At 69.3% G+C, this 17,860-nt stretch carries 17 protein-coding genes; 8 read left to right on the top strand and 9 right to left on the bottom strand.

The window, feature by feature from the left end; translation table 11 throughout:
* The first annotated feature begins 59 nt into the window (after positions 1–59).
* From KB221_01260 to KB221_01250, 3 genes are all read left to right on the top strand, one after another.
* A complete protein-coding gene (locus KB221_01260; GenBank protein WIY69665.1) occupies positions 60–2,414 on the top strand; it encodes a DNA translocase FtsK 4TM domain-containing protein in 2,355 nt (784 codons plus the stop codon).
* Between the two features lie 170 nt (positions 2,415–2,584).
* Positions 2,585–3,217 carry an outer membrane lipoprotein carrier protein LolA gene (locus KB221_01255; protein WIY69664.1) on the top strand — a complete coding sequence of 211 codons (633 nt, stop codon included), beginning with the start codon at positions 2,585–2,587 and terminating at the stop codon, positions 3,215–3,217.
* A gap of 332 nt (positions 3,218–3,549) precedes the next feature.
* Positions 3,550–4,344 (top strand): exodeoxyribonuclease III, encoded by a 795-nt coding sequence (locus tag KB221_01250; GenBank protein WIY69663.1) that lies wholly within the window; start codon positions 3,550–3,552, stop codon positions 4,342–4,344.
* Position 4,345: 1 nt separating this feature from the next.
* Here the strand turns inward: KB221_01250 and KB221_01245 are convergent, their stop codons facing one another.
* Both KB221_01245 and KB221_01240 read right to left on the bottom strand, forming a co-directional pair.
* Complete coding sequence (locus KB221_01245) at positions 4,346–5,032, bottom strand: response regulator transcription factor (protein ID WIY69662.1); 687 nt, start codon at positions 5,030–5,032, stop codon at positions 4,346–4,348.
* A gap of 62 nt (positions 5,033–5,094) precedes the next feature.
* Complete coding sequence (locus tag KB221_01240; GenBank protein WIY69661.1) at positions 5,095–5,814, bottom strand: YggS family pyridoxal phosphate-dependent enzyme; 720 nt, start codon at positions 5,812–5,814, stop codon at positions 5,095–5,097.
* Between KB221_01240 and KB221_01235 the strand changes: the two genes are divergently transcribed.
* Positions 5,813–6,463: a thiamine phosphate synthase gene (locus KB221_01235; protein WIY69660.1), complete on the top strand. Its 651-nt coding sequence runs from the start codon at positions 5,813–5,815 to the stop codon at positions 6,461–6,463. The genes KB221_01240 and KB221_01235 overlap by 2 nt on opposite strands.
* On the opposite strand, the gene KB221_01230 is transcribed toward KB221_01235, so the two are convergent.
* On the bottom strand, positions 6,460–6,873 hold the full coding sequence (locus KB221_01230) for a hypothetical protein (GenBank protein WIY69659.1): 414 nt from the start codon (positions 6,871–6,873) through the stop codon (positions 6,460–6,462). The genes KB221_01235 and KB221_01230 overlap by 4 nt on opposite strands.
* A gap of 337 nt (positions 6,874–7,210) precedes the next feature.
* On the opposite strand from KB221_01230, the gene KB221_01225 reads away from it, so the two are divergent.
* The 4 genes from KB221_01225 to holA all read left to right on the top strand — a co-directional run bounded on the left by KB221_01225 (position 7,211) and on the right by holA (position 11,924).
* Positions 7,211–7,726 (top strand): DUF3576 domain-containing protein, encoded by a 516-nt coding sequence (locus KB221_01225; GenBank protein WIY69658.1) that lies wholly within the window; start codon positions 7,211–7,213, stop codon positions 7,724–7,726.
* A 64-nt stretch (positions 7,727–7,790) separates the two neighbouring features.
* The gene (leuS, locus tag KB221_01220) at positions 7,791–10,391 is read left to right on the top strand and encodes a leucine--tRNA ligase (protein WIY69657.1); all 2,601 of its coding nucleotides are present in this window, start codon (positions 7,791–7,793) and stop codon (positions 10,389–10,391) included.
* Positions 10,391–10,867, top strand: coding sequence for an LPS assembly lipoprotein LptE (gene lptE / locus KB221_01215; protein WIY69656.1), 477 nt, complete (start codon positions 10,391–10,393; stop codon positions 10,865–10,867). Before leuS ends, lptE begins: the two co-directional genes overlap by 1 nt.
* A 4-nt stretch (positions 10,868–10,871) precedes the next feature.
* Positions 10,872–11,924, top strand: coding sequence for a DNA polymerase III subunit delta (holA, locus tag KB221_01210; protein WIY69655.1), 1,053 nt, complete (start codon positions 10,872–10,874; stop codon positions 11,922–11,924).
* Positions 11,925–11,960: 36 nt separating this feature from the next.
* Here the strand turns inward: holA and KB221_01205 are convergent, their stop codons facing one another.
* The 6 genes from KB221_01205 to mnmE all read right to left on the bottom strand — a co-directional run bounded on the left by KB221_01205 (position 11,961) and on the right by mnmE (position 17,776).
* Positions 11,961–12,146, bottom strand: coding sequence for a hypothetical protein (locus KB221_01205; GenBank protein WIY69654.1), 186 nt, complete (start codon positions 12,144–12,146; stop codon positions 11,961–11,963).
* A gap of 25 nt (positions 12,147–12,171) precedes the next feature.
* Complete coding sequence (locus KB221_01200; GenBank protein ID WIY69653.1) at positions 12,172–13,074, bottom strand: ParB/RepB/Spo0J family partition protein; 903 nt, start codon at positions 13,072–13,074, stop codon at positions 12,172–12,174.
* Between the two features lie 28 nt (positions 13,075–13,102).
* Positions 13,103–13,930, bottom strand: a complete 828-nt coding sequence (locus KB221_01195) for a ParA family protein (protein ID WIY69652.1) — start codon at positions 13,928–13,930, stop codon at positions 13,103–13,105.
* Positions 13,914–14,486: a 16S rRNA (guanine(527)-N(7))-methyltransferase RsmG gene (gene rsmG / locus KB221_01190; protein ID WIY70958.1), complete on the bottom strand. Its 573-nt coding sequence runs from the start codon at positions 14,484–14,486 to the stop codon at positions 13,914–13,916. The genes KB221_01195 and rsmG overlap by 17 nt, the downstream gene beginning before the upstream one ends.
* A gap of 56 nt (positions 14,487–14,542) precedes the next feature.
* Positions 14,543–16,399, bottom strand: coding sequence for a tRNA uridine-5-carboxymethylaminomethyl(34) synthesis enzyme MnmG (mnmG, locus tag KB221_01185; GenBank protein WIY69651.1), 1,857 nt, complete (start codon positions 16,397–16,399; stop codon positions 14,543–14,545).
* A 69-nt stretch (positions 16,400–16,468) separates the two neighbouring features.
* Complete coding sequence (mnmE, locus tag KB221_01180; protein WIY69650.1) at positions 16,469–17,776, bottom strand: tRNA uridine-5-carboxymethylaminomethyl(34) synthesis GTPase MnmE; 1,308 nt, start codon at positions 17,774–17,776, stop codon at positions 16,469–16,471.
* Between the last annotated feature and the right edge of the window lie 84 nt (positions 17,777–17,860).

Genomic DNA, 17,860 nt, shown 5'->3' with positions numbered 1-17,860 from the left:
CTTAACCCTCCTCGCGCGACAACAGCGGACTGTCCCGTCCGTCCGGAGTTCGTCGCCGCATGTCCGCCGCCCTCGCCATCGGCCAGCGCGCCTGGGTCAGCGCCCGCATCCTGTGGGGCGCGCCGATCACGGTGAAATTCCGCGGCGTGCTCCAGGCCCTGCTCGCCGCCCTGCTGCTGGTGGCGCTGATCTCGTGGAATCCGGCCGATCCCAGCCTGAATGCGGCCTCCGGCGCGGAACCGACCAACTGGCTGGGCCTGAACGGCGCGCTGTTCGCCGACCTGTTCATGCAGTCCCTCGGCCTGGCCGCCTGGCCGGCCGCCATCCTGCTGATCGCCTTCGGACTTGCGGCGGCCATCGGCGACGCCATCCAGCAGCGCCTGAAACCCACGGCGCTCAAGGCGCTTGCCGCCACCGGCGGCGTTCTCGCCCTGTCGGCGGCGCTGTCGGCCCTCGCGGCACCCGCCGCCTGGCCCCTGGCCGCCGGCCTCGGCGGCCTGTGGGGCGACGCCATCGTCGGCCTGATCCGCCTGATCTGCAGCGGCCTGCGCCTGCCCGGCGCGCCGGTCATCGCCGGCCTGCTGTTCCTGCCGCTGGCCCTGTGGGGCATCGGCTACGCCGTCGGTCTGAGAGTCGCCGACCTGGCCGATGGCCTGGCCTGGGTTCGTGGCATCCGCACGCCCGCGCCGCCGGCCCCGAAGGCCCGCCGGCCCGTCGCCGCCAAGGCCCCGCCGCGTCCCCGCCCCGCGCTGGAGCTGGACGACGGTCCCGCCGTGCTTGAGCCGTCCCCGCCGTGGGAGGCACCGGACCCTGTGCGCGGTGCCCCCGAGCCCAAGGTCGCCGCCGCCAAGGCGCCGAAGCCGCGCCGCGAGGCCGACGACAGCCAGGCCGCCTTCGACTTCGTCCGCCCCTCGACCGGCTTCGACCTGCCGCCCCTGTCGATGCTGACCAAGCCGGCCAAGCGCGTGGCCTCGGTCGATGAGGAGGCGCTGAAGCAGAACGCCAAGATGCTGGAAGGCGTGCTCCAGGAATTCGGCGTGCGCGGGGTGATCGACCAGATCCGCCCCGGCCCCGTCGTCACCCTGTACGAACTGGTGCCCGCGCCCGGCGTGAAACACGGCCGCGTCGTGGCCCTGAGCGATGATATTGCCCGCTCGATGAGCGCCCGCGCCTGCCGTATCTCGGTCGTGCCAGGCCGCAACGCCATCGGCATCGAACTGCCCAATGCCAAGCGCGAGACCGTCTATCTGCGCGACCTGCTGGCCTCGACCGAATACGACAAGCCCGCCCACCTGCTGCCCCTGGCGCTGGGCGAGACCATCGGCGGCGAACCCTATGTCGCCGATCTGGCGCGCATGCCCCACCTGCTGATCGCCGGCACCACCGGCTCGGGCAAGTCGGTCGGCGTCAACGCCATGATCCTGTCGATCCTCTACCGGCACAGCCCGGCGGAGTGCCGCTTCATCATGATCGACCCCAAGATGCTGGAACTGTCGGTCTATGACGGCATCCCGCACCTGCTGGCCCCGGTCGTCACCGATCCGAAGAAGGCGGTCGTCGCGCTGAAATGGACCGTGCGCGAGATGGAGGACCGCTACCGGCGGATGTCCAAGCTCGGCGTGCGCAACATCGCCTCCTACAACGAGCGCGCCCGCGAGGCCGTGGCCAAGGGCGAGCATTTCGAACGCACCGTCCAGACCGGCTTCGACGAACAGGGCCGCCCGGTCTATGAATCCGAGAAGATCCGCCCCGAACCCCTGCCCTTCCTCGTCGTCGTCATGGACGAGATGGCCGACCTGATGCTGGTCGCCGGCAAGGACGTCGAGGGCGCGGTCCAGCGTCTGGCCCAGATGGCCCGCGCCGCCGGTATCCACCTGATCATGGCCACCCAGCGCCCGTCGGTCGATGTCATCACCGGCACCATCAAGGCGAACTTCCCGACCCGGATCAGCTTCCAGGTCACCTCCAAGATCGACAGCCGCACCATCCTTGGTGAACAGGGCGGCGAGCAGCTGCTGGGCCAGGGCGACATGCTCTACATGGCCGGCGGTGGCCGTATCACCCGCCTGCACGGCCCGTTCGTGACCGACCAGGAGGTCGACGAGGTCTGCAAACACCTGCGCAGCCAGGGCGAGCCCGACTATCTCGACCTGATCACCGACGATCCGGACGGCGACGGCGACGCGGCCGGGTTCGACGATGAGGGCGGCGGCTCGGGCGACGACCTCTATGATCGCGCCGTGGCCGTGGTCACCCGCGACCGCAAGGCCTCGACCAGCTACATCCAGCGTCGCCTGCAGATCGGCTACAACCGCGCCGCCTCCCTGATCGAGCGAATGGAACAGGAGGGCGTCGTCAGTCCGGCCAACCACGCCGGCAAGCGCGACATCCTCGCCGGCCCGCCGCCTATGTAGGGCGGGCAACGCGAGCCGCTCCTGCTGCGTTAGGGCTCCGTTGTCGCCGCCTGAAGCTGAACAGGGCTTCATCGCAGCGCCGGAATATGGTCAGGCTCGGGCCATGCCTGCGCCTTTCCCGTTCCGCATGACGGCATGATCAACAACCATCCCGAACGGGAGAAGACCCTATGACAGTCTCGCGCCGCGCCTTTGCACTCGGAACCGCCGCCATCGCGGCCCTCGCCGCCATGCCCGCCTCCGCCCAGAGCAACCTGTCGGCCGAGGATCGCGCCGTCCTGGCCCAGGCCCAGGCCTATCTGCAGGGGCTGACGTCGGCCCAGGGCAATTTCGTCGAGACCTCGGGGGCCCAGCGCCGCGAAGGGCGTTTCTGGCTGCAACGCCCCGGCAAGATGCGGTTCGAATACACCAATCCCTCCGGCCTTCTGGTCGTGTCGGACGGTTCGAACGTCAAACGCTACGACCCGCGCCTGAACGTCTTCCGTCAGGTGCCGCTCGGCGCGACGCCGCTTTCGACCTTCCTCGCCCGCAATGTCCGCTTCGATCAGGGCGTGCGCGTCGACCGTGTGACCCGCATGGCGTCCGGGGCCTTCGCCATCATCGCCCGCGATGCGCGTCGCCCCGAGGAGGGCTCGGTCATCCTGTCCTTCGCAGGCAACCCGATCCGCCTGCACGAATGGACTATCCGCGACGCCCAGGGCGGCAGCACCCGGACCCAGCTGACCTCGCTGACCCCGGCCTCGAACCTCGCCGCCAGCCTGTTCCAGCTGCGCGATCCGACCCGTCGTCCGGGCCGGAACTGATTTCGCCTGAGGGGCGAGCAGCGGTTTGACATTTTTTGTCGACCGTGGCACTTTCATCACAGGTCGGCGGGAGCCGACCTGAACCGCTACGGATTTCATCCCCTTCCCGGCGGCGAGAGAGACGAACCTTCCAGCGCCCGGTCCCCCCCGACCGGGCGCTTTTTTATTTGAGGGCGCTAACGCTCGCCGTGCGGCGGCTCGCTGCTTGAGCGCCGTTTTGGGCGCTAGCGCTCGCCGCGCGGCGCCTCGCTGCTTGAGCGCGAAGCCCGTGCTTGCACCAGGGGCGCGTCGGGTCGAGAAGGCGGAGCCTTCTGACCGCGCCCCCGGAAAACATGCTTCGTATCGCCACCTGGAACATCAACTCCGTCCGCCTGCGCATCGACCAGGCCGCGCGGTTCGTCTCCGAAAGCGGGACCGACGTCCTGTGTCTGCAGGAGATCAAATGCCTCGAGGACCAGTTCCCGCGCGGTGCCTTTGAGGCCATGGGGCTGCCGTACCTCAGGATCGGCGGCCAGAAGGGCTGGCACGGCGTGGCCATCGCCAGCCGCAAGCCGATCACCGAGGCGCCGGTTCTCGACGTCTGCCGTGAGAAGCACGCCCGCTGCGTCGGCGTCGTGGTCGACGGCGTCGAGGTGCAGAATTTCTACATCCCCGCCGGCGGTGACGTCGCGGACCGGGCCCTGAACCCGAAATTCGATCACAAGATGGATTTCTACGAGCGCCTCACCGCTGAAATGGCGGGGCGGGACAAACAGCGGCCGTTGGTCCTGGCCGGCGACTTCAACATCGCGCCGGGCGAGAACGACGTCTGGAACCACCGCTATATGTCGAAGATCGTCAGCCACACGCCGCTGGAGGTGGAGACCCTGCGCCGGCTGCAGGCGGCGGGCGGCTTCGCCGATGTGGTCCGGGACCAGATCCCCGAGCCGACCAAACTGGCCAGCTGGTGGAGCTATCGCGCCGCCGACTTCCGCAAGTCCAACCGCGGCCTGCGGCTGGACCACCTGTGGACCTCGCCGGGCCTGACCCCGGCCGTGAAGGCCGGCAGCGCCCGCATCCACGACACCGTCCGCGAATGGACCCAGCCCAGCGACCACGCACCGGTGACCATGGATCTGGAGGTCTAGGTCACGGCTGCAGCCGGTACCCGCCCGCGTCCGTCAGCAGCAGCCGCGCCTGGCCCGGCTCGGGCTCGATCTTCTGGCGCAGGCGGTAGATGTGGGTTTCCAGCGTGTGGGTGGTGACCCCGGCGTTGTAACCCCAGACCTCGGTCAGCAGCTCCTCGCGCGACACGGCCTTGGCCCCGGCGCGGTAGAGGTATTTGAGGATGTTGGTTTCCTTTTCGGTCAGGCGGACCTTCTTCGCCTTGTCATCGATCAGGACCTTGGCGGCCGGACGGAACTCATAGGGGCCGATGCGGAAGACGGCGTCCTCGGACTGTTCATGGCTGCGCAGGTGGGCGCGGATCCGGGCCAGCAGGACCGCGAAGCGGAAGGGCTTGGTGACATAGTCATTGGCCCCCGACTCCAGCCCCAGGACGGTGTCGGAATCCGAGGACTGGCCGGTCAGCATGATGATCGGGGTGGAGACGCCGTCCTTGCGGAGCAGCCGGCAGGCCTCGCGGCCGTCCATATCGGGCAGGTCGACGTCCAGCAGGATCAGATCGGCGCGGACCTCGCGGCCCATCCGCACGCCCTCGGCCGCCGTCGAGGCCTGGACCGGGCGGAAGGCCTCGTGCAACGCCAGCTGTTCGGCCAGGGCCTCGCGCAGGTCGTCGTCGTCGTCGATGATCAATATGGTCTTGGGCGTGGGCATGGGTACCAGAATGGCGAGCGTCGGCGGTTCCGCCAAGGGTTGGACCGCAAGCGGTGCGGTTTTCAGTCCCTAGAGGGTGTTTCGGGGGCTTTTCGTTCCCCGAAGAGCGACGATCCGACGCGCACATGGGTCGCGCCGAAGCGGATCGCGGTCTCATAGTCGCCGCTCATCCCCATCGAGAGGGTCTCCAGTCCGTGCCGGCGGGCGATCTTGCGCAGCAGGGCGAAATGCGGGCCGGGGGCCTCGTCGGCCGGGGGTATGCACATCAGGCCCTCGACGATCAGGCCCGCGGCCCGGGCGTGGTCGAGAAGCGCCGCAACCTCGCCCGGCAGGACGCCGGCCTTCTGCGGCTCGGCGCCGGTGTTGACCTGGATCAGGACGCGCACGGTCTTGCCGGCGCGCGCGCCGGCGGCGGCGAGGGCGTCCACCAGTTTCGGCCGGTCGAGGGTCTCGATGACATCGAACAGGGCGACGGCATCGGCGGCCTTGTTCGACTGCAACGGCCCGATCAGCCTGAGCTCGAGGCCCGCGATCCTGTCCCGGCGGTCGGTCCAGCGGGTCTGGGCTTCCTGCACCCGGTTTTCCCCGAAGACCCGCTGGCCCGCGGCGAGCGCCGCATCGATGGCTTCAGGAGGCTGCGTCTTGGACACGGCCGTCAGGATCACGCCGCCCTCGGGGCGGCCCGCGGCGCGGCCGGTGGCGGCAATGCGCAGCCGGATGGCTTCAAGCCGCGCAGCGACGGTGCTGGACGGCGGAACGGGTTCGGGAGATGAGGAGGTCATGAACCGGGCGGACGCCGAAATCCTGTGGGAAGCCGCCAGCGTCCTCGCACGGGACGCGGCCAAAGTCAGCCGGGCACGCCGTCGCGCCGGTCCGGACCTGCCGCCCCTCCTCTTCTTCACCGATCCGGAGCGGACGCCGCGGCCATGGGAGACAGCGGCGCGACTGCCAGCGGGGTGCGGCGTGGTGTTCCGGCATTTCGGCCGGACCGACGCTCTCGAAACGGCGCAGCGCTTGCGCGACGCCACGCTGGAACGCGGTGGACGATTGTTGATCGGACTCGACGCGGCGCTGGCCGAAGCGGTCGGGGCCGACGGCGTCCACCTGCCAGAGCGGGCGCTGGATCAGGCGGCGGCCCTGGCGACCGCCCGGCCTGACTGGATCATCATCGGGGCGGCGCATTCCCGCGCAAGACTGGAAACGCCCGGACTGGACGCCCTTGTCGTGTCGCCCGTGTTCCCGGCCGGCGGCGCTTCCGCGGCCCGGCCGGCGCTGGGTCTGAAGACCCTTTCAGAGTGGGTCGGGGCGGCACCCTGCCCGGTCTACGCCCTCGGCGGAATCGACGGCGCGAACGCGCAGGGCCTTATCGGCTCCGGCGCGTGTGGAATTGCGGGTGTGTCGGCGATCCAGTCGGCGTTCGGGCCGGACTAGAAGCGGAAGATCGATTCCAGCCGGAAGCGGGGCGCGGCGCGGCGGTCGGTCTGGGGCGCGCGCGCCGGATCGCTCTCAGGTTCGGCCAGGCCCGCGGCGGCCCCGACGCGCAGGCGCGGGTTGACGCGGTAATAGGCACCGGCCTCGACGTCGCCGAGATTGCTCTCACGGCCGACGGGCTGGTTGAGGTTCAGATCGAGCCCCCAGCGGCCGCGCTCGGTAAAGCGCAGACGGGACGAGCCGGGCTGGGCCGCGGCGGCGCGGGCCGCCTGGGCGTCGGTGAGGGAGACGGCGGGCGCACGGGCGCGCGCAGACGTGCCGGCGGCCTGGGCCGAGGCGACGTCGGCCATGGCCAGGAGCGTAAGCCCCGCAGCCAGTCCGGCGATCAGAGCGCCTGTCTTGCGCGTCATTTTGCGCATGTCCTGCCCTTCACATCACGACGAGACGTCGCGATCGCCATCAGTAAGACACCGCTGGCCAACCCGGTCAACGAAACGGCGCCCCCGCAAGTGGGTTCCGGGCGACTCTGGAAGACTCCTGTGGCGCGAGCGTCACGCGAATCCTTCGCCAGAGAGCCGTCCTGGCCGTCCGGGGCCGACGGGTGATCGCTCGAATGCGTCTTCGCCTTGTCATAGCCCCTTTTCGCCGTGTTATAGAGCGACGCTTCGGCTCGGACCGTATCCGGCAGAGCCAGCGCGTGCGCCGGAACCGGTCCGCTGCACGTCATGACCGTATGGAGAAGTCTCGATGGTGCTGGTTCGCGGCGCGACGTTCGCCCTGATCACCTCGTGCGTCCTGCTGGGCAGCTGCTCCGGCACCCGCCCGTTCGGCCCGACCGTGGGTGAGGTTTTCAGCGGCATGGGCAGCGCTCAGGCTGCAGCGGATGCGCAGACGGGAATCGGCGTCAACGCCTTCCTGTGGCGCGCCACGCTCGACACGCTGAGCTTCATGCCCCTCGCCAATGCCGATCCCTGGGGCGGCGTCATCAACTACGGCTGGTACGTTGACCCGCAGACGCCGAACGAGCGCTTCAAGGCGACCGTCTTCATCCTCGACCGCCGCCTGCGCGCCGACGCCCTGAACGTCAGCATCACCAAACAGGTCCTGCGCCCCGGCTGCACGCCCAACCCGGCCGACGCCGACGCCGAAGTCGACACCGCCGGCTGCTGGACCGGAGCCCGCGTCGCGGCCCAGACCGAAACCGATCTGGAAAACGCCATCCTGACCAAGGCGCGCCAGCTCAACCTTTCCAACGCCGGCTGATCACCCTCCCCATCGACTAGCCTCCGTCGGGCCTGTTCCTGAAGGAGCAGCCTGAAAGACTCCCGTGGCCAAGACCCCGGTTCGCTACGAACCCAAGACCGCCGAACCCCGCCAGCAGGCCCGCTGGGCGGCCGCCGACGCCTTCCGCATGACGACCGAAGGCACCGGACGGCCGAAATACTATGTGCTGGAGATGTTCCCCTATCCGTCAGGGGCCATCCACATGGGCCACGCCCGCAACTACGTCATGGGCGACGTGGTGGCGCGGTCGAAGCGGGCACAGGGGTTTGATGTCCTGCACCCGATGGGCTGGGACGCCTTCGGACTTCCGGCCGAGAACGCGGCGATCGAGCGCGGTATCCATCCCGGCGACTGGACCTGGTCCAACATCGCCGCCATGCGCGACCAGCTGAAACTGCTCGGCCTGTCGCTGGACTGGTCGCGCGAGTTCGCCACCTGCGACCCGGCCTATTACGGCAAGCAGCAGGCCTGGTTCCTGGAGCTGCTCAAGCGCGGTCTGGTCTATCGCAAGGACTCGGTGGTCAACTGGGATCCGGTCGACAATACGGTTCTCGCCAATGAGCAGGTCGTCGACGGCCGCGGCTGGCGCTCCGGTGCCGTGGTCGAGAAGCGCAAGCTGAACCAGTGGTTCCTGCGCATCACCGACTATGCCGACGACCTGATCGAGGGCCTCAAGGAACTGGAAGGCCGCTGGCCCGACAAGGTCCGGCTGATGCAGGAGAACTGGATCGGCAAGAGCCGCGGCGCGACCCTCTGGTGGGATATCGCCGAGGCCCCGGCCTTCCTGCCGGCGTCCGCGCCGGGCGAACCCAACCATGCGCGGGATCCGGTCGAGGTCTACACCACACGGCCCGACACCCTGTTCGGCGCCAGCTTCCTGGCGCTGGCCCCGGATCATCCCCTGACCCGCGCCATCGCGGCCCACCAGCCCGCCGTGGCGGACTTCGTGGCGGCCTGCGCCCGCTCGGGGACCAGTGAGGCGGATATCGAGAAGGCCGAGAAGCTGGGCGTCGATCTGGGCATCCGGGTGCGCCACCCGTTCGACCCTGACCGCACCGTGCCGGTCTGGGCGGCCAATTTCGTGCTTTCGGGATACGGCTCGGGCGCCATCTTCGGCTGCCCTGCCCACGACCAGCGCGATCTGGACTTCGCCCGGAAATACGGTCTTCCGGTCGTCCCGGTTGTGCGACCCGATGGCGCAGAAGATGATTTCAGCGTCGAAACAGAGGCTTACGTCGGCCCCGGCCGTCTGTTCAACTCGGACTTCATGGACGGAATGGAGGTAGAGGCCGCCAAGGCCGCCGCCATCGCCCGCCTCGAGGCGTCGGAGCATGGCCAGGGGGCGACCATCTATCGCCTGCGCGACTGGGGCGTGAGCCGCCAGCGCTACTGGGGATGTCCCATTCCCGTGATCCACTGCGACACGTGCGGCCCCGTCGGCGTTCCGGCCGATCAGCTGCCCGTCGAGCTGCCGAAGGACGTGACCTTCGACACGCCGGGCAATCCGCTGGATCGCCACCCGAGCTGGAAGCACGTCGCCTGCCCGTCCTGCGGCGGCAAGGCGGTGCGCGAGACCGACACCCTCGACACCTTCGTCGACTCCAGCTGGTATTTCGCCCGCTTCACCGATCCGACCGCGGCCGAGCCGATCTCGCGCGCCGCCGCCGACAAATGGCTGCCGGTCGACCAGTATATCGGCGGGGTCGAACACGCGGTCCTGCACCTGCTCTACGCCCGCTTCATCAGCCGCGCGCTTTCGGATGCCGGCCTGATGTCGGTGCGCGAGCCCTTCGCCGGCCTGTTCACCCAGGGGATGGTGGTCCACGAGACCTACCGCCGCGCCGACGGGGCCTGGGTCGAGCCCACGGATGTCGATCTGACCAATGACGCAGGCCAACGCTCGGCCCGGCAACTCTCGACCGGCGAAACGCTGACGATCGGCGACATCGAGAAGATGTCCAAGTCGAAGAAGAACGTCGTCGCCCCGCAGGAGATCGTCGACACCTATGGCGTGGACGCGGGCCGGCTGTTCGTCCTGTCCGACAGTCCGCCCGAGCGCGACGTGCAATGGACGCCCGGCGGCGTCGAGGGCGCGGCCCGCTTCGTTCAGCGTGTCTGGACCGAGGTCGACGGCTTCGACCCGGACGCCCCCGCCCATGAGTCGGACGCGGCCCTGATCCGCGAGACCCACAAGGCCATCAAGGCGGTCTCCGAAGGCGTCAGCGGCTTCCGCTTCAACTCCGCCATCGCCAAACTCTACGCCTTCGTCGCCGTCGTGCGCGATCACAGTACCGCGGGTGCCGCCGCCCGCCGTCAGGCCCTGTCGGCCCTGGTCCGGCTGGTTGCCCCCTTCACCCCCCACCTCGCAGAGGAGTGCTGGACGCGGCTCGGCGAAGAGGGGATGGTGCTGGACGCGCCCTGGCCGGAATTCGACCCGGCGCTGGCGGCCGACGACGAGGTGACCCTGCCCATCCAGGTCAACGGCAAGCGCCGCGGCGAGATCCGTGTCGCCCGCGGGCTGGAGCCGGCGGAGGTCGAGGCCATCGTCATGGCGGACGCCGATGTCCAGGCGCGGCTGGAGGGTCAGACGGTGAGGAAGATCGTGGTGGTCAAGGATCGCATCGTCAATCTGGTGGTCGGCTGATGCGCCGCCTCGCCCTGGCGGCTGTCGTGCTTGTGGGACTGGCGGGTTGCGGCTTCACGCCCCTGTACGGCGAGACCGCCGTGGGCTCGTCCCTGTCGCGCATCGCCGTGACCACCCAGGACGACCGGCTTGGCTATCGGGTGCGGGAGCAGCTCGAGGACGCGCTGGGTCGCGACGGTGCCCAGGCGCCGCTCTGGCGGCTGGAGACCACGCTCGAACAGTCGCGCCGTCCGCTCGGCCGGCGCATCGACGACACCGCGACCCGCTATGAGCTGACCGTCCGCGGCACCTGGACCCTGACCCCCTCCAATGGTGGGCCCGCCGTCACCGGCGTCGAGACCGTCACCACCACCTATGCCGCCGCCGATCAGCCCTTCGCCGCCATCGCGGCCCAGCAGGATGGTGAGGAACGCGCCGCTGCCGAACTGGCCCGCCTGATCCGGCTCGACCTGATGCGGGCCCTGTCGGACCAGTGACGGCATGATCCTGGCCAAACGCCCCGAGGTCGACCGCTTCCTCAAGGCACCGGACCGGGGCGTGCGCGCCGCCGTCATCCACGGCAAGGACCGGTCGGGCGTCGGCGAGCGCGCCGAGATCCTGTGCAAGGCGATCACGCCCGATCTCAACGACCCCTTCAACGTCACCCTGCTGACCGACAGCGACATCGACGGCGACGAGGCGCGGCTGGAAGAGGCCCTGACCGCCCTGTCGATGATCGGCGGGCGGCGTCTGGTGCGCGTCCGGCTCGGCTCGGAAAAGGCCTCGATCGACAAGCTGCTGGCGGCCGCACTCAAGGTTCACGCCGAGGGCGGCTACAATCCCGACGCCATGCTGGTGATCGAGGCCGGCACGCTGGGCCGTGACTCCGCCCTGCGCAAGGCGGCGGAGGCGTCGCAGGGTGCCGTCGGCATCGCCTGCTATGAGGACGAGACGGGCGATGTCGCCCGGATGACGCGCGAGGCCCTCGCCGCCGACAAGGTCGGGCTGACCGGCGACGCCCTCGACCGGTTCGTCAGCCGCCTGCCCCGTGAGCGCGGTCTGATGCGGCAGGAGATCGAACGCCTGGCCCTCTATATCGGCCCGGGCTCCGGCAAGACCATCGATGTGGAAGAGCTCGAACGGCATCTGGGCGTCGAGGCTGACGCCTCCCTGCAGGATGCGGCGCTCCAGGCCTTCGGCGGCCGTCCCGCCCCGGCCCAATCCGGGCTTAGACGCGCCCTGGCCGAAGGGGAATCGCCTGTCATGGCGGTGAGACAAGCCTCAATCCACCTCGGCAAGCTGCGGCGCATCAATGTGCTTCAGGCCAATGGCGCCGGGGCCAAGGAGGCGGCCAAGTCGGCCGGCGTGTTCTGGAAACAGGAGGCCGAAATGCTGCGCCAGGCCCGCAGCTGGCGGCTAGAGGACCTCGATCGGGTGCTGGACAGCGTCAATACGGCCGATGTGGCGACCAAGACGACCGGCTCGCCCGACCAGCTGATCGCCGAACGCCTTCTGCTGGAAATCTCCGCCCGCGCGAGAAGGCTCGGGCTTTAAGGACGCCTGCCGCGCTTCGCGCGACTTGAGGCGAACTCAGCCCCGTTTCGACGCCTTGCGGAAAGCAGGTTTGGCGAGGGCGGCGCTGCGGGCCTGCTGGGCCTTTTCCTCGGCGCGCGCGGAGCCCTGAACGCCGCCATGCGAAGGGCCGCCGCTCGCCTTCTTGGCGGCAAGCGCACGTTTCATGGCTTCGGCGGTCGGATTGGAAGGCTTGTCGGTCATCCGATCAGCCTAGCACGGACCGGCTTCAGCCGCGCATCAATCGACGGCACAGGTCATCGAGCTGCTCCAGCGTGCCGTAGCTGACGGTCAGCTCGCCCTTGCCGCCCCGATCAGCGAGCTGGACCTTGAGCCCGAGGGCGTCGGCCAGATCCTGTTCCAGCGCCGCGACATCGGCCGAGCCTTCACCGCCCTGGGACGTCGCGCCGGGCTTGCGGGCCCTGGGCCCGTCGGCGGCGCGGCGGGCGAGCGCCTCGGCCTGACGGACGTTCAGCCCCTCGGCCACGATCTGGTCGGCGAGCGCGCCCGGGTTGGGCGCCGTGATCAGGGCACGGGCGTGACCGGCGCTGAGCTTGCCGGCGCGAACATGCTGCAGCACCTCCTCGGGCAGTTGCAGCAGACGCAGGGTGTTGGCCACATGGCTGCGGCTCTTGCCGACCACGCCGGCGACCGCGTCCTGGGTGCGGCCGAACCGCTCCATCAGCAGGCGATAGGCGTCGGCCTCCTCCAGCGGATTGAGGTCGGCGCGCTGCACGTTCTCGATGATGGCGACCTCGAACACCGCCACATCGTCCATCTCCTTGACGATGATCGGGGCCTCGGTGAGCCGGGCCATCTGCGCCGCGCGCCAGCGGCGCTCGCCGGCGATGATCTGCCAGACGCCGTCTTCCTTCGGATGGGTCCGGACGAGGATGGGCTGAAGCACCCCCTTGTCGCGGATCGAGGCGGCCAGTTCCTCAAGGTCGTCGCGGTCGAAGATCTTGCGCGGCTGATCGGGGTTGGGCTTGAGGCTCTCGATCGGTGCCATCTGGACGCCGGCGGGCGTCGAGGCGCCGTCAACCGGCGCGCTCTCGGCCACCTGTTCTCCGAGAAGGGCGGAGAGACCCCGGCCCAATCCGCGATGCTGGGGTCCGCGCTGACGTTCGCTCAACTGACTGGTTCCGTTCTTCTAATCGTGGTCACGCGGCCTGCAGCCGGCGGGTTTTCTCGCGCGCCACCACCTCCCGCGCGAGGCGCAGATAGGCCTGGCTGCCGGCGCATTTCAGATCGTAGATCAGGGCCGGCTTGCCGAATGACGGGGCCTCAGCCACCCGGACGTTCCGCGGGATCACCGACTCATAGACCTTGTCGCCGAAATGGCTGCGGACATCCGCCGCCACCTGGCCCGACAGGGCGCTGCGCCGGTCGTACATGGTCAGGACCAGACCCTGGATCTCCAGCGTCGGGTTCAGGCTCTGCCGGACCATCTCGATGGTCTTCATCAGCTGGGTCAGGCCCTCAAGGGCGAAGAACTCACACTGCAACGGCACCAGAACGGCGTCGGCGGCGGCCATGGCATTGAGCGTCAGCAGGTTGAGCGAGGGCGGGCAATCGATCAGGACGTAGTCATACCGGGTCTGCCCTTCGGCCCCCTGCCCCTGCAGCGCGTCGCGCAGGCGGAAGGAGCGGCGATCGGCCTGGCTGAGCTCGATCTCGACGCCGGACATATCGGCATCGGCGGGCACGATATGGAGGCCGGGGACCGTCGTCGGCACAGCGGAGTCATCGACCGAACGCCCGTCTACGATGACGTCATAGATGGTCACCCGTCGTGTTTCACGTGGAACACCCAGGCCGGTGGAGGCATTGCCCTGCGGGTCCATGTCGACGATGAGCACCTTCTCGCCGATCGCGGCGAGCGCCGTGCCGAGGTTGATCGCCGTGGTGGTCTTGCCCACCCCGCCCTTCTGATTGGAGACCGCCAGAACCCTTGTACGGGCTTGGGGGGTCTTACCGGACTTGGACACGTCGGAGACTCCGGACGGAAACGATACGGCCGCGCGGATCGCTGCGCGAGACGGAGAGGGTGCTGTCGAAATGCCAGACCTTGCGGGCCTCGATCAACTCAGCCTCGGCCTTTTCCCCCTTGAGAAACAGCCCCTGTGCGCCGCGCTGTAGATAAGGCTGTGCATAGCCCAGCAGCCGGTCCATCGGTGCCAGGGCGCGGGCCGTGACGATGTCGACCTTGATGCGCTGTTCCTCTGCCCGGCCGTTGACCACCGTGGCGCGAAGCGACAGGGCGTCGACCACCTCCTGCAGGAACCGGCAACGCTTTCCGAGACTGTCGACCAGCCAGACATGGCTGTCGGCCCGGTCCTTGAGCAGGATGGCGAGGACCAGGCCGGGGAAGCCGGCGCCGGCCCCGAGGTCCGCCCAGGTCGCCGCCTCCGGCGCGAGGTCGAGCAGTTGGGCAGAGTCGAAGATGTGCCGGTTCCAGACGTCCGGCAGGGTTTCGGGCCCGATCAGGTTCATGACGGCATTGGCGGCGGTCAGCCGCTCGATCAGGGTTTCGAGGTCGGCCATCTGGGCTGGCGTGGCGGCACGCAGGCTCTGGAATTGTGCGGCGTCGGGATGGGTGCTCACGCCGAAACCCTCGACTTCTTCACATGCGACAGCAGGGCCGTCAGGGCACCGGGGGTCATCCCCTCGATGCGGCCGGCCTGCCCCAGGGTACGCGGCTGGATCAGGGTCAGCTTCTCGCGGACCTCGTTGGAGAGGCTGCCGATGGCGGCGTAGTCGAGGTCCACGGGCAGGGCGAGCGCCTCTTCGTGCCGCAGCGCCGCAGCGTCCGAGGCCTGGCGGTCGAGGTAGCCCGCATAGCCGGCGTCAATTTCGATCTGCTGGCGGACCTGGGCGGACCAGCCGGCGATCTCCGGCCTGACCGGCACGAAGGTCTCCAGGGTCACACCGGGGAAGGCGAGAAGGTCGCGGATGGAGCGGCGCTGGCCGTCGGCGTTGACGTGGATGCCGAGAGATGCGGCCTGCTTGGGCGTGAACACCGTTTCACGTGAAACAACCGAGGCTTCGGCCAACTGCCCAGCCTTCGCCGTGAAGGCAAGAACACGTTGTCGCGAGACGAGTCCGCTGTTGATTGCCAGTGGGGTCAACCGTTGATCGGCATTGTCGGCGCGCAGGGTCAACCGGTATTCGGCCCGACTGGTGAACATCCGGTAGGGCTCGGTCACACCCCGTGTGACCAGGTCGTCGACCATCACGCCGATATAGGCCTGGTCGCGGCCGAGAATGATCGGATCGGACCCGGCGGCGGCGCGGGCGGCGTTCAGCCCGGCCAGCAGCCCCTGGGCCCCCGCCTCCTCATAGCCTGTGGTGCCATTGATCTGGCCGGCCAGATACAGGCCGGGACGCTTCTTGACCTCCAGCGCCGGGGTCAGTTCGCGCGGATCGACATAGTCGTATTCGATGGCGTAGCCGAAGCGAAACACCTCGACCGACTCCAGGCCGGGGATGGTGCGCAGGAAGGCGGCCTGGGTCGCGTCCGATACCGAGGTCGAAATGCCGTTCGGATAGACGGTCGGATCGTCCAGTCCCTCGGGCTCAAGGAAGATCTGGTGCGAGGTCTTGTCAGCGAACCGGACCACCTTGTCCTCGATCGAGGGGCAGTAGCGGGGCCCACGACCGGAGAGATGGCCGCCATAGACCGCGCTGTCGCCGAGGTTGTCGGCGATGATCCGGTGGGTCGCCTCGGTCGTATGGGTCACGCCGCAAGCGATCTGGGGCACGTCGATCCGGTCGGTCAGGAAGCTGAACGGGACCGGCTCGGCGTCCGCCTGCTGCATCTCCAGCCGGTCCCAGCCGATGGTTCGGCCATCCAGCCGGGCGGGTGTGCCGGTCTTGAGCCGGCCCATCTGCAGGCCGGCGCCATAGAGGTCTGCGGCGAGACCGGTCGAGGGCGCTTCGCCGTGTCGGCCGGCGGGGATGCGCTGGTCACCCTTGTGGATCACGCCGTTGAGGAAGGTCCCCGTGGTCAGGACGACGGCGGCCGCACGGACCTCGGTCCCCTCCCCGGTCACCACGCCGACGACGCGCTCACCGTCCAGCATCAACCGCTCGGCCGTCCCGGCCATCAGCGTGAGATTGGGCGTCTGGGCCAGTTCGGCCTGCATGGCCTCGCGGTACAGGCGGCGATCGATCTGGCTGCGCGGACCCTGGACCGCCGCACCCTTCGACCGGTTGAGCAGGCGAAACTGGATCCCAGCCCGGTCGCCGAGCCGGGCCATCAACCCGTCCATCGCATCGATCTCACGGACCAGATGTCCCTTGCCGAGGCCGCCGATGGCCGGGTTGCAGGACATTTCGCCGATGGTTTCGAGCTTCTGGGTCAACAGCACAGTACGGGCGCCCGCGCGCGCGGACGCTGCCGCGGCCTCGCAGCCGGCGTGACCGCCGCCGATGACAATGACGTCGAAACCCTTCATGGGCGGGCACATAGGGCAAAACCGGCCCAACCGCCACCTTGGCCGGACGTCTGTTTCACGTGAAACGGCTCACTTGCCGATGCAGAAGGTCGAGAAGACCTCGCCGAGAATATCCTCAACGCCAATCGCGCCCGTGACCCGGGCCAGGGCATCGGCCGCCCGGCGGAGGTCGTCGCCGGCCATTTCGGCTGCCACCTCGAGCGCCGCCCGCCCCGCCTCGGCCGCTACCAGGGCTTCGGCCAGACGACGGCGATGTCTCTCGCGCGTGACAGCCGGAAAATCTGCGCCGTAAAGGTCCCGGGCGAGCCGTGCGGCGATCCAGTCGTGGAGGTCCGCCAGACCCCGCCCGGTCGCGGTGCTGATCGACAGGGTTTCGTACCCGGCCACTGACGGGGCCGCGCCCAGATCGGCCTTGGTACGGACCAAAAGGTCGCCGGGCCGCGCGAAACCCGCTGCGTCGCCCTCGGCGTCGTCGGGACCGCGGACCCACAGCCGAAGGTCCGCCGCTTCAGCCCGCGCCCGGGCGCGGCGGACACCCTCGGCCTCGACCGGATCGGTGCTGGCGCGCAGTCCGGCGGTGTCGGACAGGGTCACGGCATAGCCGCCGATGATCAGGTCGGCGTCGAGCACATCGCGCGTCGTCCCGGCGATCGGGGTGACGATGGCGGCCTCACGGGCGACGAGGGCATTGAAGAGCGACGACTTGCCGGCATTGGTCTCACCGATCAGGACGATGCGATAGCCCTCCCGCACCCGTTCGCCGCGGCGGGCGTCCGCGAGGGCGGCCTTCAGGTCCGCGATCAGGCGATCGAGCACCGGCCCGGCGGAGCGCGCGAGATTGTCGGGGACCTCCTCATCCGGGAAGTCGATCTCGGCCTCGACCAGGGCGAGGGCGGTCAGGAGGTCGCGGCGGAACCCCGCATAGGTCTGGCTCAGGGCCCCATCGAGTTGGCCGAGGGCCTGGCTGGCCTGGGCCGCGGTCTCCGCGTCGATCAGATCGGCGACCGCCTCGGCCTGGGCCAGGTCCATGCGGCCGTTCTCGAAGGCCCGGCGGGTGAACTCCCCCGGGTCCGCGGGACGCAGGCCGAGGGCGACAAGGGCCTCACTCGCCCCCTCGACCACGGCACGGCCGCCGTGCAGGTGAAGTTCGGCGCAGTCCTCACCGGTGTAGGAGTTCGGTGCCGGGAAGCGGAGGACGAGCGCCTGGTCGATGGACCGGCCATCGTGGATGAGGGCCCGGAGCGCGGCGTATCGCGCCTTGAGCCCGCCGGCACCGAGCGCGGTCAGGGCGGCGTCAGTCCCCGGCCCCGACAGGCGCAGAATGGCGATCGCCCCGCGACCCGGCGGGGTGGCGAGGGCGAAGATGGTGTCAGTCATCTCAAGCCGTCCCCTCCCCCTTTATGGGGGAGGTGGCACGCCGCCCTTGCGGCGTGACGGGAGGGGTCTCCTGGAAGTGGGCGT

The sequence above is a fragment of the Aquidulcibacter paucihalophilus genome, assembly GCA_030285985.1.
In the GTDB taxonomy this organism is placed as follows: Bacteria; Pseudomonadota; Alphaproteobacteria; order Caulobacterales; family Caulobacteraceae; genus Brevundimonas.
This window is presented reverse-complemented; position numbering and strand designations above follow the sequence as displayed.

Excerpts from the sequence above, each read along its gene's own strand:
- KB221_01225 (WIY69658.1), top strand. The coding sequence starts at position 7,211 with ATGGTGCTGGTTCGCGGCGCGACGTTCGCCCTGATCACCTCGTGCGTC.
- KB221_01235 (WIY69660.1), top strand. The coding sequence starts at position 5,813 with ATGAACCGGGCGGACGCCGAAATCCTGTGGGAAGCCGCCAGCGTCCTC.
- KB221_01240 (WIY69661.1), bottom strand. The coding sequence starts at position 5,814 with ATGACCTCCTCATCTCCCGAACCCGTTCCGCCGTCCAGCACCGTCGCT.
- KB221_01260 (WIY69665.1), top strand. The coding sequence starts at position 60 with ATGTCCGCCGCCCTCGCCATCGGCCAGCGCGCCTGGGTCAGCGCCCGC.
- KB221_01205 (WIY69654.1), bottom strand. The coding sequence starts at position 12,146 with ATGACCGACAAGCCTTCCAATCCGACCGCCGAAGCCATGAAACGTGCG.
- KB221_01250 (WIY69663.1), top strand. The coding sequence starts at position 3,550 with ATGCTTCGTATCGCCACCTGGAACATCAACTCCGTCCGCCTGCGCATC.
- mnmG (WIY69651.1), bottom strand. The coding sequence starts at position 16,399 with ATGAAGGGTTTCGACGTCATTGTCATCGGCGGCGGTCACGCCGGCTGC.
- mnmE (WIY69650.1), bottom strand. The coding sequence starts at position 17,776 with ATGACTGACACCATCTTCGCCCTCGCCACCCCGCCGGGTCGCGGGGCG.
- lptE (WIY69656.1), top strand. The coding sequence starts at position 10,391 with ATGCGCCGCCTCGCCCTGGCGGCTGTCGTGCTTGTGGGACTGGCGGGT.
- KB221_01255 (WIY69664.1), top strand. The coding sequence starts at position 2,585 with ATGACAGTCTCGCGCCGCGCCTTTGCACTCGGAACCGCCGCCATCGCG.
- KB221_01230 (WIY69659.1), bottom strand. The coding sequence starts at position 6,873 with ATGACGCGCAAGACAGGCGCTCTGATCGCCGGACTGGCTGCGGGGCTT.
- holA (WIY69655.1), top strand. The coding sequence starts at position 10,872 with ATGATCCTGGCCAAACGCCCCGAGGTCGACCGCTTCCTCAAGGCACCG.
- KB221_01245 (WIY69662.1), bottom strand. The coding sequence starts at position 5,032 with ATGCCCACGCCCAAGACCATATTGATCATCGACGACGACGACGACCTG.
- rsmG (WIY70958.1), bottom strand. The coding sequence starts at position 14,486 with ATGGCCGACCTCGAAACCCTGATCGAGCGGCTGACCGCCGCCAATGCC.